Here is a 12,202-nt window from a genome sequence, read left to right on the forward strand (position 1 = left end):
GATAGGCGTAAAAAAACCGCCATGTGGCGGTGGGTGTTTTTCGTGATAACAACGTCAAGTAGGATGTCCTGTATCGACAAGTGATAAGGACTGCCATGATCGACGCTGAAACCACGACCATAGTGACCCTCGCCCTAAGCGCAGCCTCAGCCATCGCTGCTTCAGCGTCTGCGTTCGGGGCATTCTGGACAATCAGAAGAAACAGCCTAAATCTTCGCGAAGAAAGGAAGGCTGCGGATGAAGTTAGAGAAAACGAAAGACTACTCAACCATGCTGCATCTACGCTTGAGCGCGCCTTTTCAGCGTTGATGGGAGGCAATCAAGAACTGGCATTCCCCCCATCAGACCGACTCGCATGGTTAACCTCTGCTCGCCTTATTCTCGATTATAAAAAAACCAAGCACAGGATCTCTTCACCTCTTCTCATCCAGGAGTGCGAAGGCCATGAGGAGCATTGGAGGCATCAGTTTTATCTGAAGCTTAATGAAATCAACCGACTTCCTCAGGGCTACTACGCAACAGGCGAAATTCAAAAATCATCCGCGGTAATCGTGCATGCATTCTCTGACTGGCCAGAAGGAAAGGTTGACGAAATCCCAGTGGATTTTTCGGACGCCGTCGATGAGCATGGGGTAAGGGCGTGGTGGTTTGAGTTACGGCATTACCTCGGCATCCTGTAGCTGTTTCTCTCAGTAGGCCCTGTACGGGACCCGGACGTTGACCTGGTACCAGTTGCTTCCGTCGTCGCCGACGACCTGCGGTGATGCTTCGAAGAAGTCGAAAGGCCCCTCTGGCGCGCTGTAGTACTGGAACTGGGCGACAAGTGTGTCCACGGCCCTTGTGATAGCCAGGGTGCCGCTGTAGCTTGGCACGAACAGCTGAATGACGACGATTCCTGTCTGGCGCACGCATGGGCCGATTCCGACCTCTGGCGTGCTGCTCAGGCCGGGTATGTCCGCCAGGCGGGCCCAAATACTGCGACCAGCAGGATCAAATGGCTTTGGTGGATTCGGGTAATCCACTGCATCAGCAGGGATGCCGGTCCATTGCGCCATGCGCCCGATGACGATGGCGCGGATTTGTTCGAAGGTCATGAGCTGTACTTCTGCGCGACACTGTTGAAGGAAACGCCGTAGATACCGGCGGGAGCCTGCTTCGAATGGCCATCTTCAAGCGGCACGGCGTACATCAGGTTGTTCTGGATGAACACCTGGGTGTATGGCTCAAGGCCTGTCATGACCGATAGCCCTCGGGATATGGTTTCCCCGCCTGACGGGTCGACCATATCGAGACTGGTGTAGACAGGCGCCCCGATGCTGACGATGTTGTTGCCACGGAATCGCCCGGTATCGACCGGCGAAGCCAGGACAATCTGCTGGAGAACTTCCAGCGATATCGTTCTGACCCTCAGAGCAAGCTGCTCCTCGACCACGCCAACGAACAGGCTCGGCGGTGTACTCCATCCCCTGCTCTTGGCCATGGCTACTTCCTCAGCTGGACTTCATAGTGCGCCTTGGCTGGATCAGGCGCCGGGCTTACCACGCGATACACAGCGGGCTGCCCTGTCATCAGGTCAGTGACCGTTATCTGGTGCCCAACGGCCGGCCTGTCGGTGACTTCGTTGGCCAGACAGATCAGCAGAAGGTCGCCCACCAGGATGTTCAGGCCGTCGATGCGCCGGCTGTCGTAGCTGTCTAGGACGCCGCGCCCGGTGTAGGTCACAGGCTGGGCCGTGGTCGTTTCGTTCACAGGATCCCAGGCGCCTGGCCCCATGTAAGTGCCGGTGAATGTGGATACGGCATCAGCCAGATCGGTATCGAACGCAGAGGCCAGGTCAGATTGGATATCGCTTCGCAGGCCCATGTCAGCACCTCACGACTTTTGTCTGACCGCTGCTGTTCAGGTAGTGCGCCAGTAACGCAAGGGCAAAGGACTCGCCGGCGCTGATGGTGCGGGATGATTCCGAGTAGGACTTGCTGCTGGAAACGCTGCCAGCTTGGACCGACTTGCTCAGCACGCCGGTTTCCTTACTGCCGTAGATGTTGCCAGCCGCAGCCTCTCTGGCGATCTCGGCGCCGGCCTGAATCACGTCATCCGGCACCGGCTCGAACTCAGGCAGGCCGAGATTGGTAAGCCAGGTGTTGGCCATCAGCACCGCCCGGGCCTTCTGGTCGTCGGGCGCCCAGGTCGGCCCAAGCAGGGCGTCTACCTGCTCGACGGTGACGTAGATGGTCATTACGCGGCCTCGTCCAGCAGCTTCTTGAGGTCTTCCAGGCTGGCGTCAGGGCTGAATTGCACGCCCTTTTCGATCAGGGAGGCCTGCAGCTTTGCCTTCAGCTCGACTTCTTCGGCAGCCTTCTTGTCGGCAGCGGACTTGCCAGCCTTCGAGCCTTTGGCTTCCTTCAGGGGCTCCGGGTGCTCGTAGCCATCGGGCGCGAAACGCGCATCGATAATCTTGTACCCCTTCTGCCGCAGTTCGGCTTTACGCTCAGGGCTGACCGGGTGCTTCTCGTAAATCACTTTCTCGCTCATGGCGATCTCCTGGGGAATGCGCCCCGGAGGGCGCGGTACCGGTTACTTGGTGGCGTCGCCGATGGTCAGTACGCCGGCCGAGGCCTTGATGCTGTTCGCCACCAGATCCCAGTTGGTGCCGGTGGACAGCTCGGCGTTGGTCGGCGACTTGCCGCCGTTGGCGGTGTCCCAGGTGTAGCCCTTGAGGCCCAGGCCGAAGGTGTAGTCGGCCTGCATGGTGGTCTCGATACGCTCCTTGCCGTTGGAGGTCTCGATGTTGGTGATCAGGTCGGAGCCATCCATCACCACCGCTGCGCCGTCGGCCAGGCTGAGCACCTTCTGCTTGTTCGGGGTGCCGGCCTCGTACAGCGCAGGGGCGTCGGTGATGATCACGGCTTTGCCGAGGATGTCGACCACCTGCACGCCGGAGAACTGGAACAGACGCTCGGCGTTGGCGAGGTTCTGGCCGACCAGCTTGTGGTACATGGCACCGGTCATGACCTGGGCCACCAGGCGCTGGGAAGCGTCACCGAACAGCGCGTGGGCGTTGTTGATCGCGACGTAGGTCACGCCAGCAGTCGCCGAAACGTCGTTGGTGGCGGTCGGCTGGTTGCCAATGGCGCCGGCCAGGGCCGAGATGGCGGTGTTCAGCTGGTCCGCCATGATGGCTTCGGACAGGTTCCGGCTGATCACTTCCAGCGCTTCTTCCGGGTTCTTCTGGATCCAGGAGAGCTGGGAAGGCTCCCACAGGATCGGGCCGAAGCCTCCGGCGATCTTCACCGAGTCGTACTGCTTCTGGGCCAGCGGGGTGGACGCCTGGGCGCCGTTGTCGGCGTAGCGGTCGACGCGACGCTGGGCGCCGTGCAGTCCGGCCCAGAACGATTCCTGCAGGAAGTCGCCGTCGATGCCCTGGGTTGTCAGGCGGATGGCGCCGGCCGAGGATGCGTTGAACTTCTCGACATCCTGAGCCAGGGTCTCGATGGTGGTGCGCTTGAGGTATTCGTTGAATACCTTCATGTTCGAAAGGGCCATTGGGCCTCCTTATTCGCTTGCGGTCAGGCCCTTGATGGCTTCAAGACGTTCAGCCTTGGTACCACCGAAGTTGCCCTTCGTGGTTTTGTGCTGGCCACCGCCGTTCGGCGCGCCGCCGCCATTGGCGCCGGAGCTCTTCAGGATGTGGTCGCGATGGGGGTACTGCGAGACGAGGGTTTCGAGCGCTTCGTTGAAGTCGGCCAGTTCGCCCGGGCGAGCGCGGCTGAAGATCTTCTGGCCCTGGGCGTCGTACGCGACGACCTTGCCTTCCTCGATCTTGAAGTTGCTGCCGAAGGCGGCCTGGACCATGTCAGCGGGAACAGCCATCTTCTCGGCGATGAACTGGGAGCGCGCGAAGCTGCCGCCGATCTTCTCGGCGTACAGCTGCTGCTCGAAGGTCTGCGCCTTGCCGTTAGCTTCATCCAGCTGGGTTTGGAAGGCCTTGCTGATTTCGCCCTTCACCTTCTCGATTTCGCCGGCATCCACCAGCTTCTTGGCGTCGAGGTTGGCAACGATCTCCAGGGCTTTCTTGGCGGCCGCAGCATCTTCGATGCCTTCGAACGCCTTCGCAGTTTTCTCGAAGCTGTCCGCGCGCTCACGGTGCGACTTCGCCTCGGCATTCAGCCGGGTGATGGTGTTGCGAGTGCCGACCGCATCGAAGGCGACGTCCTTTCCGTCGTCATCGGTGTAGACAGGCTTGCCATCTTCGATAACTGCGTACTGCTTGCCATCCACTTCAACAGTCTTGAGTTTCATTTCGTCTCTCTGGGCCATCCGGCCTGTTGGTGAGCCATCCGGCCCCAGGTCGCCCCGTCCATCCGAACCGCAGGCATGAAAAAGCCCCGCACTGGGCGAGGCTTTGCAATTGCGCGCCACGAAATGGCGCTTTGGTGTTTTGTGGCGCGGGCTACAACAGCCGATCCCGCAGCTCATCGAGCGTCAGGAACTTGCCCTTGTCGTTGTAGAAGTCCTGCAGCTTCAGCTTGTCCTGGCGCAGCAGCTTCCCCCGCTCCGGGCCGAGGATTTCGTCCTGGCGGGCGGCAGGCTGGCGTGCAAGCCATTGAGCGTACGTGGTCTGCTGCGGCACCTGCCCGTCCATGCTTGCCCGGGTCGCGGCGTCGCTGATCCCCAGCGCTATGGCGCTTTTGAGGATCGGCAGTTTGGTCGAGCGGCAGCAGAAGTGGATTCGGCCAGGGCCGGCTAGCCACGGCACCTTGTGCCCGATCGGTCGGTACGTGCCCAGCGTGTACGGCAGGCGGTCACGGATTCGGCAGGTCGTCGATGTCCGGTTATCCAGCGTACTCAGCCACTCAACATGGCTGATGATGTCGCTGTTGGCCTCGAATGCCTTGTCGCTGGCCGTCTCTGCTGTGCTGGACACTGCAGACCGGACAACCGCCTCCACCTCCCGGCGAGACCTCTGCAGGATGCCGTCAGCGTACTTCTCCGCCTTGGTACCCATGATCTGCCTGACGATCTCCGGTGTCGTTCGGCCTTCAAGCACGCCAGACCGCACTGCATCGCGGATCGACGCAGCACGGTCAGCCTCAATGCCGGCCATCCACTCGCTCAGTAGCCGCCCCTGGAACGGCCTTGCCAGCGCAATGGCGCGTACCTGACTGAACTGAGCCACCGCAACCGGGAATCTCGCCTGCACAAGCTCAGGAACAGCCGCCGTAAGCGCACCGGCCTGAAAAGCAATCTCGTAGCTGGCTACGCCGTCGATGACGCCTGTGAGCGCTTGCTGCAGGCTAAAGAACGTCGATTGATTGATCCGCAGCACGGGCGCCAGAGCAGCATCGATCGCTGCAACGGATGCACCGGCGTCCAGGCTGTCGATGGCAGCAATGAGCGCCGCCCGCAGCTCAGGGTCAGAACTGTTCAGGATCCTGATGATCGCCACGACCTGGCTGTTGCTCAGCCTGGACAGGTCAACCTCATGGCCGATCAGCTCATCTAGCAGCTTCTCGTTGGCCGTCTTCATCACAGCGTACCGAGTGCCGGGCCCTGGGCCTCAATCTTCGCCAGTTCCTCTTCCCAGTCGTATTCGTCGCTGATCACGCCGCGGCGCTGCATCTCGGTGAATAGCGTCTCCTTGCTGATCATCCCGGCATTGGCCATGGATACAAGCGTCGGCAGCGACACCTCTGGCATGTAGTCGACATCGAAATTGCCGCGCATCTCGACGGTTCCGCCATCGCCCAGGCCGCGATAATCGGCCATGAACTGGAGCAACTGGGCCAGGCAATCGCCGAAGTGGTGCGCCATGCGCGCCAGCGGGGACAGTTCTTGTGCCGCCTCCTCTTCCGCCTGGGTGGCGGTCTTGGTGGACGATTTGTCCGGCGTCAACAGCTTGGCCCCGGCCATGCGCATCTCGTTGATCAGGTCCTGCAGCGCGGTGCGACCCGCATCGACGGCCTGGCCGGTATGCTCGACGTACTTGAGGTCACCGTCCTTGGGCAGATCGGTCAGCTGGCCGGTACCCACCTTGAACTCTGGCGGGATCACCTTCCCCTGGTTGTCGTACTGGGTCTGGATTCCGATGCGAACCAGGATCGGCACGCGAATGACATGCAGGATGTTGTCCTGGTCGCTCTGGCTCTGCCAGTGCTTCACGTTCAGGTGCGCCAGCTCAATCAGTGGCGGCTTGGCCGTCATGAAGCCGGTACGGCCGGTGTAAAAGGTGACCCATGGAATCGCGGTCAGGCTATTGGTGCCTTCCTCGTGCAGCTCCCAGGTACCGCCGGCTGCGGCCTGCTTGCCCCGTACGGCCTTGGCCGACCTGCGATAGGTTCGCCAGGCGCCCGGCTCCAGCACGCGAATTTGCTCGACGCACTTGGCGCCGAACTCCCCATCCTCCTCCTCGACCACCTCTATGTAGCGGATCATGGTCAGCACGCCGCCCTTGGAGCGCCAACCCAGCACCTGCTCAGGCCTCACCATCACAACGTACGGGCGCACACCGGCGGCCTGCTCGTCTGCCTGGGTTTTAAGGTCGCCCGCAGGCGGGTGATCGACGAAGGCGTGGCAAAGACCGTGGCTCAGCCCCTCGGTGAAGAACCCGACCGCCCAAGAGTTGAGGTCATTGCCAGCGTGGTCGATATCCTTGGTCATCTCGACAATGACCTCGGGCACATCGTCGCCTACCTGCAGTGGCTCGGCGAACACGCGAGAGGTCATGTTGCCGACCGTCTCGGAATACGCCGGCAGCAGGGTCGACAGGCGCAGGCGCTCTTTGTAGGCCTCGTCGTCTTCGGCCGGGTACTGCGGCAGCAGGGTCTTGCCCGCGGCGCGCATTGCCATTGTCCCGCCCATGAGCGGCGAGATCACGGCCCAGTAGGCGCGCATCGCGTCAACAGCGGGCAGCGTGATGCTCGGGTTATCGCTCATGGTCACATTCTCAGGGATTGGCTTGTGGTCGTCGCCACGTTGATCGGGTATCGCTTGGCGATGAAGTAGCCGGCGGCGTCATTCATGTGGTCGTGCCCCTTCTTTGGGTCTTTGTCCGGATCGCCATGCTTGTCGTAGGTCTGCCGCTCCAGGCACAGCGTCAGCTGCGGGCATTGGTCGATGTTGACCTTCAATCGGCGCTCGCCGTAGCCGTTCAGCAGCATGGCATTGACCGAGTTCACCCGGTCTTTGACGCTGGGGTTCTGCGTGTCCACGATCACCGTGAATCCAGCTTTGCGCAGCAGGGACAGGTCCGACTCGCTTGCGTTCTTGCTGCTGGTGTTCTGGCCGCTGGCGTCGGGATAGACCGCTATGCCGTGGCCGGGGAACCTGGCCTTGATCTTCTCGATCATCTCTGGCGTGTCGCGCACTGAGTGGAACTCATCCAGGGCCAGGGGCAGGCCATCGCGGACGACATAGACCACCGCAGCCATCTTCATGACGTTGAAGTCCATTCCAATGTGCAAGGCCTCGCCCGGCTTGATTCGCTCGCTAGTGCGGCTCTCGCTTCGGCTGAAGGTGTAGTAGACGACCCCGGCATAGTTCTCGAAGCTGGCTTCGTACTCCTGCCGGAACGTGCGTGGGTCCATCTTGCGGCGGGCCGCATCCAGCTCCTCGGCCGGGACGTTGCCGCCCTGTAGCGATGTGTAGAGCCAGCTCTTGTGGTCTGGCTCGCCACCGGCCTGGCCGTCGCGGTAGGTGTCGAAGCAGTGATTGAAGCCTTTGGGGGTGCCGATGCGCAGCGCATGTCCGCCCTTGCACTTGCCGATGCCAGGTATGACGTACTCGCAGGTCGACAGCATCGGCCGCAGGACTTCTTCCCAGGCAGCCCACTTGCAGTCCGCCCATTCGTCCACCAGCACGAAGAACAGTCCGGAGCCGCGTAGGTCGTCGTAGTTCTCCAGGCCCACGCAGCGGATGAGGTGGCCGCTCTTGAGCGTGATCAGCATGTCCGACTCGTTCGGTTTGCAGTCCCGCCACTCTCGCGGGATAGCCTGCTTCAGTCGACGCCAGAACACCCGGCGGGCCTGCTTCTGCGTCGGAGCCGCGTACCAGATCTCATCCTCGACACTGACGCCCCACTCCGCAGCCAGCCGGGCCGCGCGGCGCATTTCAGCTTTGCCGAGGAACGTCTTGCCGAATCGCCGACCACACACCGCATCGCGGAAGCGAGCATTACGCTGGAAGCCCCACACATAAATGTTCGCCTGCTTTGGCGTCAGCTTGACCGGAGCCTCATAGGTACGGGGTAGTCGGGCCATCTTCGTCAGGACTCAAGGTGTACTCGGCCTGGGCGAACTCGCCCTCAACCTCTTTTGGTGGCTCAAGCTCGCGGCGCAGCTTCTCGTTGGCCAGTCGCTTGTTCTCAACCTCGATTCGCTTCAGCTCGACATCAAGGTCAGCGTGCCCGGGGGCACTGAACATCCCGAGGTGCCTGCCGATGTCGACCAGGGCGCCCTTCTTGTCGTGCAGCTTGACCTTCAGGCCGTCGCGCCCCTGAGACACCTCAGCGATGGCGGCAGCCGTGTCATCGTCAATCTCGGTGGAGTCGATCAATGCAAGCCCGTGGTACGGCACCAAGTCTTCGACGCCTTCATCGTCGGCATCAGCCATGCGAACCATCGTCTCGCCCCAGCGAACCACCTTACGGATGTCGCTGAAGCCGATCTTGGCCAGTTCGCGTAGCACCATGTCCTGGGTGATTGCCACCCTGCCAGAGCGCGCCTCCATGCCAGCTTGAATGGCCTGCTGAATGTCAACATTTGTCAACAGGCGATTCCCGGCCTGGCGTGCAGTCTTCGCGCTGAATCCGGCGCGGATAGCGGCTTGCGTGGCATTCAGGTCGATCAGGTATTCGTCGACGAAGCGCTGCTGTTTTGCTGTCAGCGCCATATGGATTCCTTGAGACTTTGCGTGCCTCTCTTGGGCATAGCTTGAAATGGTGGCGAGTTGCCGGTATTGATACGAATCCAATCCAAACAGGGGGAATGAGATGAACGAACTCTATGAAAGCATCAAAAAAGCTGGTGACTCGGATTACCCGGCAGAAGTGCGGCGAACCGAAGCAGTAGCTGCCGCCTTGATCATGATCGCATCCAAGGCGTCTGGCGCAGACTCAACAAACCTCAGTGCTGAGATGAACCGCCTTTCCACCTATGCAGATCAAATCCAGGCCGCGCTGCAAGTAGCATGACTGACCCGTGCCGCACTCACCTGCGGCACACCTCACTTGAACCAGCCAGTAGCCTCTACACCACAGCGACGGCAGTGGACCGCGCCGCTGGCTTGGCCTGGCTTGCGCATGATGAAGAATGTCTCGCTACCACAGTTGCAGTGGAATGCCTCGTCACCTGGTTGCGGGCCGAATGGATATTTGAACGCGCCGCGATGGGTTCCGCATTTCGGACACTCCAACTGCGTGACTCCTACCGGAGCTGCCGCTACCCATTCATGCCGACAGCTCGCGCAGATGCATTCGCCGGAGGCGTGCGGCTCTTCGCGACCTCGCGGTTTCAGCTCGACCACGTTCATTCGGCCACCATCTTGTGGGTTTCGGCTTGAGCGTGGCCGTGCAACAGGCCGACTAGTAGCCCCTGAGGAAGCCCGGCTTCCTTGGCGGCATCAATCGCTTTCACCAGTGCCGCATCGAGCTCGGCCACAGCATGGACGATATCCATGCTCACTGGTAGCTCATGGCGAATGCGGGTGACGTTGCTCATTCGCCCATCCTCTGCCGGCTTGGCGCATTGTTGAAATAGCCACCAGTGGCGAAGACCTTGACGGTGCCGCGCAGGCGCCTGGTGTACACCGTGCCTCGCCCCGGGCGCTTTGCCTTGATCGGTCTTGGCGCATACACGCAGATACCGGCATCGGTATCACACCAGATCACGTTGTCGATCTTGATCCCGTTGACGAAAACGTCGCGGGAACCTCTACCATCAGCGTGGCTATGAAAACTGGATGGCGCAGGCATTTGAAGTCCTCGCGCCACGAAGCGGCGCATCTCGAATTTGTGGCGCGCCCTACCCCGGCTGGAACACATGGCCGCGCCGGGCGACCGCATACAGGACGATCCCCAGCTTGAGGATCACGCCGTACAGGGTGGGTACATGGCCGTTCATGGCCAGGACGAACGCGCCGAACGCGCCGATGGCCACCAGGTAGAACGCGACGGCCAGCAGTGGCGCATCCATTGGCCTGATCCGGCGCAGGTAGTCGCACGCGGCGATCACCACCATCACGCTCAAGAACGCATTGGCGCCGATCAGGATTGAAATCAGGGTCGAGCTCATCAGGTAGCTCCCTTGGCTCCGAACTGACCCACGAGCGACTTCAGCACCGGGATGATGTTCATTGCCAGAAGGCCTATCAGAAAGGCCACGCCGTATTGGGTTTCTCCGCCTGCCTCAAGCTTGAAGAAGCTGATTGCGAGCGGGGTGCAGAATACTGCCGAGGTGAAGCCTGTGAAGAAGGCGGCGACCGCCTGCCCTCTGGTGAGCCCGCGCAGGAAGGTCAGCGAGAGGATCGCCCCCGCGAAGCCGCCAATGATCACGCCGTACTTCACCAGCAGGACGCCGGCAGTCGTGCTTGCTGGTTCGGCCATGAATGGTTCCTAAGAAGAAAAAGGCCCGGGGTGAGTCCCTATTGAGAGACCGGGCAAGTGCAGGAAGATGAAAAAGATGGCTCCATGCTATCGTCGCAATCCCTACAACTGCGACACAGGATGGAACCATGGCAAACTTTATCGTTACCTTCAGGCTGGAGAATGGAGCTGACTATCACGAGCGATACGAGTCGCTGATGGAGCAACTAGCAATCGTTTCGAATGGAGGCACCTGGGAGGAAACATCATCCTTTGCTGCCTTCACCAGCTCGAGATCACTTGAGGAGGTTTACAGTGCCCTCTACCTGGAAAGCAGATTCAGCCCCAGCAAAGACACGATGGTCATCATCGATCTCACGAACCGCAAAAAGAAAATCTGTGGCTTGGTTGAGTACCCAAACACCCTAAGCACCTGCTTGGGCTTCTGACCGGAAAAGTCTCGATTCAAGCCCTGCCAGTCTCTGCTCGCTTTCCCGGAGGCTGGCTTCCTGGTAGGAAACGAAGCCATTGGCTTGGGTCAGCTTTTCCTGCGCGTCGCGCTGAATGGCCTTCGCCTCTCTCAGCTTCTGCTCAGCGCAGATGATCGCCTCAACGATGCAGCGGTACTCGCTCTTCATACTGATCTCCAAAAACGAAAAAGCCCCAGATAAGTCCAGGGCTCACTGTGCGGGCACAGGTTACTGAGCAGTCTTTTTACAGATCTCAATCCGATCTACAACCGACTCAAGCGCTTGATAAACATTCACTGGCGTATAGACCTTAGCCGCTCCGAGCGGACGGCCGTAAGCACCATCCTGAGCATGCTGGATACGATCAAAATGGTATCGAGCTGGGGAGCCGTAACTTGCCACAAGCGTGTACCTGAATGGCATGTCATACCCTTGTCGCTCGGCGGATTCAACTCCGCTCAGCTGCACGCCTGACTTGTCTGACACCGGGGCGCCTTCTGGGCGAGAGATACTTTTGCTCATGCAGGAACTAAGCGTCTCTTCCTTGGAGTCGGGTGAGCGCTCAAAATCAACGCTGTCGAAGACTATTGTTCCATAGCCATCATTCACCACCCTGGTTTTTACCCCTGGCATAGACATCAGTTCAGGTGATGGTGTGCTGGTGCAGCTGGCCATGAGCGCAATTGCGGAGAGAGCCAGGATCCTTTTTGGCATTTTCTTGGACACGTTGAGGATAGGGAACAAGAATCTACCACCATGCGATATCGGCCCGCCATTACGCAAAAGCTCCGCTCCATGGATGGACTTTTTGAGGCCCTATTTCGGCCAATAAAAAACCCGGATCAAGGCCGGGTTTAGTCGTTTCATGTGTAGCTAGAGCACGATCACTTTTGCGATCACCCCGGACAGCCGCGTCACGCAGCCATCCAGTTTACCCTCGCGGATCAGCTCGTCTAGTCGCACTTGCAGATCTCGCATCTCGTATTCGTACTCTCTGCCCTGGTTGGCCATGTAGGCATTGTACTGAGCAGAAATAATCTCCGCGTCCAAGGAGACTCCAGCTCTCTGGCTTACATCTCTTGCGGATGATATCACTTTAAGCAGGTCACTTTCCCTAAGACTCATAGCTGCCTCGGCTTTCGTTTCGAGCGGCGAC

General features: G+C 60.0%; 21 protein-coding genes. 3 read left to right on the forward strand and 18 right to left on the reverse strand.

Going from position 1 to position 12,202, the window contains the following annotated elements:
* Nucleotides 1-95 precede the first annotated feature (95 nt).
* Nucleotides 96-680 carry a hypothetical protein gene (locus QQ992_RS16720; RefSeq protein ID WP_286110347.1) on the forward strand — a complete coding sequence of 195 codons (585 nt, stop codon included), beginning with the start codon at nucleotides 96-98 and terminating at the stop codon, nucleotides 678-680.
* A gap of 9 nt (nucleotides 681-689) precedes the next feature.
* Here QQ992_RS16720 and QQ992_RS16725 read toward each other — a convergent pair whose 3' ends face one another.
* Genes QQ992_RS16725 through QQ992_RS16775 form a run of 11 tightly spaced genes read right to left on the reverse strand, consistent with a single transcriptional unit; the run spans nucleotide 690 to nucleotide 8,886 of the window.
* Nucleotides 690-1,094, reverse strand: a complete 405-nt coding sequence (locus QQ992_RS16725) for a phage tail terminator-like protein (RefSeq protein ID WP_286110348.1) — start codon at nucleotides 1,092-1,094, stop codon at nucleotides 690-692.
* Entirely contained in the window at nucleotides 1,091-1,480 is a 390-nt protein-coding gene (locus QQ992_RS16730) for an HK97 gp10 family phage protein (protein ID WP_286110349.1), read from the reverse strand. The genes QQ992_RS16725 and QQ992_RS16730 overlap by 4 nt, the downstream gene beginning before the upstream one ends.
* Nucleotides 1,481-1,482: 2 nt before the next feature.
* Nucleotides 1,483-1,863, reverse strand: coding sequence for a glutamate 5-kinase (locus tag QQ992_RS16735; protein ID WP_286110350.1), 381 nt, complete (start codon nucleotides 1,861-1,863; stop codon nucleotides 1,483-1,485).
* Between the two features lies 1 nt (nucleotide 1,864).
* On the reverse strand, nucleotides 1,865-2,236 hold the full coding sequence (locus tag QQ992_RS16740; protein WP_286110351.1) for a hypothetical protein: 372 nt from the start codon (nucleotides 2,234-2,236) through the stop codon (nucleotides 1,865-1,867).
* A complete protein-coding gene (locus QQ992_RS16745; protein ID WP_013972417.1) occupies nucleotides 2,236-2,532 on the reverse strand; it encodes a hypothetical protein in 297 nt (98 codons plus the stop codon). Before QQ992_RS16745 ends, QQ992_RS16740 begins: the two co-directional genes overlap by 1 nt.
* Before the next feature lie 42 nt (nucleotides 2,533-2,574).
* Nucleotides 2,575-3,543 (reverse strand): major capsid protein, encoded by a 969-nt coding sequence (locus tag QQ992_RS16750; protein WP_286110352.1) that lies wholly within the window; start codon nucleotides 3,541-3,543, stop codon nucleotides 2,575-2,577.
* Nucleotides 3,544-3,552: 9 nt separating this feature from the next.
* Nucleotides 3,553-4,419, reverse strand: a complete 867-nt coding sequence (locus QQ992_RS16755) for a DUF6651 domain-containing protein (RefSeq protein WP_286110353.1) — start codon at nucleotides 4,417-4,419, stop codon at nucleotides 3,553-3,555.
* 31 nt (nucleotides 4,420-4,450) lie between these two features.
* A complete protein-coding gene (locus QQ992_RS16760; RefSeq protein WP_286110354.1) occupies nucleotides 4,451-5,527 on the reverse strand; it encodes a putative phage head morphogenesis protein in 1,077 nt (358 codons plus the stop codon).
* Nucleotides 5,527-6,933: a DUF4055 domain-containing protein gene (locus QQ992_RS16765; RefSeq protein ID WP_286110355.1), complete on the reverse strand. Its 1,407-nt coding sequence runs from the start codon at nucleotides 6,931-6,933 to the stop codon at nucleotides 5,527-5,529. The genes QQ992_RS16760 and QQ992_RS16765 overlap by 1 nt, the downstream gene beginning before the upstream one ends.
* Nucleotides 6,934-6,935: 2 nt before the next feature.
* Nucleotides 6,936-8,255, reverse strand: a complete 1,320-nt coding sequence (locus tag QQ992_RS16770; RefSeq protein WP_286110356.1) for a phage terminase large subunit family protein — start codon at nucleotides 8,253-8,255, stop codon at nucleotides 6,936-6,938.
* Nucleotides 8,230-8,886, reverse strand: coding sequence for a terminase small subunit (locus QQ992_RS16775; RefSeq protein ID WP_082044774.1), 657 nt, complete (start codon nucleotides 8,884-8,886; stop codon nucleotides 8,230-8,232). Before QQ992_RS16775 ends, QQ992_RS16770 begins: the two co-directional genes overlap by 26 nt.
* Nucleotides 8,887-8,986: 100 nt before the next feature.
* Between QQ992_RS16775 and QQ992_RS16780 the strand changes: the two genes are divergently transcribed.
* Nucleotides 8,987-9,187 (forward strand): hypothetical protein, encoded by a 201-nt coding sequence (locus QQ992_RS16780; RefSeq protein ID WP_286110358.1) that lies wholly within the window; start codon nucleotides 8,987-8,989, stop codon nucleotides 9,185-9,187.
* Between the two features lie 334 nt (nucleotides 9,188-9,521).
* Here the strand turns inward: QQ992_RS16780 and QQ992_RS16785 are convergent, their stop codons facing one another.
* The 4 genes from QQ992_RS16785 to QQ992_RS16800 are packed head-to-tail and all read right to left on the reverse strand — an operon-like array spanning nucleotide 9,522 to nucleotide 10,597.
* Nucleotides 9,522-9,713, reverse strand: coding sequence for a hypothetical protein (locus QQ992_RS16785; protein WP_286110359.1), 192 nt, complete (start codon nucleotides 9,711-9,713; stop codon nucleotides 9,522-9,524).
* Nucleotides 9,710-9,967, reverse strand: coding sequence for a hypothetical protein (locus QQ992_RS16790; RefSeq protein WP_286110360.1), 258 nt, complete (start codon nucleotides 9,965-9,967; stop codon nucleotides 9,710-9,712). The genes QQ992_RS16785 and QQ992_RS16790 overlap by 4 nt, the downstream gene beginning before the upstream one ends.
* A 49-nt stretch (nucleotides 9,968-10,016) precedes the next feature.
* On the reverse strand, nucleotides 10,017-10,286 hold the full coding sequence (locus QQ992_RS16795) for a hypothetical protein (RefSeq protein ID WP_286110361.1): 270 nt from the start codon (nucleotides 10,284-10,286) through the stop codon (nucleotides 10,017-10,019).
* Nucleotides 10,286-10,597: a hypothetical protein gene (locus QQ992_RS16800; protein ID WP_064314657.1), complete on the reverse strand. Its 312-nt coding sequence runs from the start codon at nucleotides 10,595-10,597 to the stop codon at nucleotides 10,286-10,288. Before QQ992_RS16800 ends, QQ992_RS16795 begins: the two co-directional genes overlap by 1 nt.
* A 128-nt stretch (nucleotides 10,598-10,725) precedes the next feature.
* Between QQ992_RS16800 and QQ992_RS16805 the strand changes: the two genes are divergently transcribed.
* Nucleotides 10,726-11,025 (forward strand): hypothetical protein, encoded by a 300-nt coding sequence (locus QQ992_RS16805; RefSeq protein ID WP_286110362.1) that lies wholly within the window; start codon nucleotides 10,726-10,728, stop codon nucleotides 11,023-11,025.
* Here the strand turns inward: QQ992_RS16805 and QQ992_RS16810 are convergent.
* The 3 genes from QQ992_RS16810 to QQ992_RS16820 form a co-directional block, all read right to left on the reverse strand.
* Entirely contained in the window at nucleotides 11,002-11,214 is a 213-nt protein-coding gene (locus QQ992_RS16810) for a hypothetical protein (RefSeq protein ID WP_286110363.1), read from the reverse strand. The two genes, QQ992_RS16805 and QQ992_RS16810, sit on opposite strands and share 24 nt — an antisense overlap.
* Before the next feature lie 60 nt (nucleotides 11,215-11,274).
* A complete protein-coding gene (locus tag QQ992_RS16815) occupies nucleotides 11,275-11,790 on the reverse strand; it encodes a hypothetical protein (protein WP_286110364.1) in 516 nt (171 codons plus the stop codon).
* Between the two features lie 129 nt (nucleotides 11,791-11,919).
* The gene (locus QQ992_RS16820) at nucleotides 11,920-12,096 is read right to left on the reverse strand and encodes a hypothetical protein (RefSeq protein WP_286110365.1); all 177 of its coding nucleotides are present in this window, start codon (nucleotides 12,094-12,096) and stop codon (nucleotides 11,920-11,922) included.
* Nucleotides 12,097-12,202: the final 106 nt, after the last annotated feature.

Source organism: Pseudomonas kurunegalensis, from assembly GCF_030291635.1.
Classification (GTDB): domain Bacteria; phylum Pseudomonadota; class Gammaproteobacteria; order Pseudomonadales; family Pseudomonadaceae; genus Aquipseudomonas; species Aquipseudomonas monteilii.

Coding starts and splice junctions, on each gene's coding strand:
- QQ992_RS16725 (WP_286110348.1), bottom strand. CDS start 1,094: ATGACCTTCGAACAAATCCGCGCCATCGTCATCGGGCGCATGGCGCAA.
- QQ992_RS16780 (WP_286110358.1), top strand. CDS start 8,987: ATGAACGAACTCTATGAAAGCATCAAAAAAGCTGGTGACTCGGATTAC.
- QQ992_RS16765 (WP_286110355.1), bottom strand. CDS start 6,933: ATGAGCGATAACCCGAGCATCACGCTGCCCGCTGTTGACGCGATGCGC.
- QQ992_RS16810 (WP_286110363.1), bottom strand. CDS start 11,214: ATGAAGAGCGAGTACCGCTGCATCGTTGAGGCGATCATCTGCGCTGAG.
- QQ992_RS16740 (WP_286110351.1), bottom strand. CDS start 2,236: ATGACCATCTACGTCACCGTCGAGCAGGTAGACGCCCTGCTTGGGCCG.
- QQ992_RS16795 (WP_286110361.1), bottom strand. CDS start 10,286: ATGAGCTCGACCCTGATTTCAATCCTGATCGGCGCCAATGCGTTCTTG.
- QQ992_RS16770 (WP_286110356.1), bottom strand. CDS start 8,255: ATGGCCCGACTACCCCGTACCTATGAGGCTCCGGTCAAGCTGACGCCA.
- QQ992_RS16720 (WP_286110347.1), top strand. CDS start 96: ATGATCGACGCTGAAACCACGACCATAGTGACCCTCGCCCTAAGCGCA.
- QQ992_RS16790 (WP_286110360.1), bottom strand. CDS start 9,967: ATGCCTGCGCCATCCAGTTTTCATAGCCACGCTGATGGTAGAGGTTCC.
- QQ992_RS16750 (WP_286110352.1), bottom strand. CDS start 3,543: ATGGCCCTTTCGAACATGAAGGTATTCAACGAATACCTCAAGCGCACC.
- QQ992_RS16735 (WP_286110350.1), bottom strand. CDS start 1,863: ATGGGCCTGCGAAGCGATATCCAATCTGACCTGGCCTCTGCGTTCGAT.
- QQ992_RS16805 (WP_286110362.1), top strand. CDS start 10,726: ATGGCAAACTTTATCGTTACCTTCAGGCTGGAGAATGGAGCTGACTAT.
- QQ992_RS16745 (WP_013972417.1), bottom strand. CDS start 2,532: ATGAGCGAGAAAGTGATTTACGAGAAGCACCCGGTCAGCCCTGAGCGT.
- QQ992_RS16730 (WP_286110349.1), bottom strand. CDS start 1,480: ATGGCCAAGAGCAGGGGATGGAGTACACCGCCGAGCCTGTTCGTTGGC.
- QQ992_RS16800 (WP_064314657.1), bottom strand. CDS start 10,597: ATGGCCGAACCAGCAAGCACGACTGCCGGCGTCCTGCTGGTGAAGTAC.
- QQ992_RS16775 (WP_082044774.1), bottom strand. CDS start 8,886: ATGGCGCTGACAGCAAAACAGCAGCGCTTCGTCGACGAATACCTGATC.
- QQ992_RS16785 (WP_286110359.1), bottom strand. CDS start 9,713: ATGAGCAACGTCACCCGCATTCGCCATGAGCTACCAGTGAGCATGGAT.
- QQ992_RS16760 (WP_286110354.1), bottom strand. CDS start 5,527: ATGAAGACGGCCAACGAGAAGCTGCTAGATGAGCTGATCGGCCATGAG.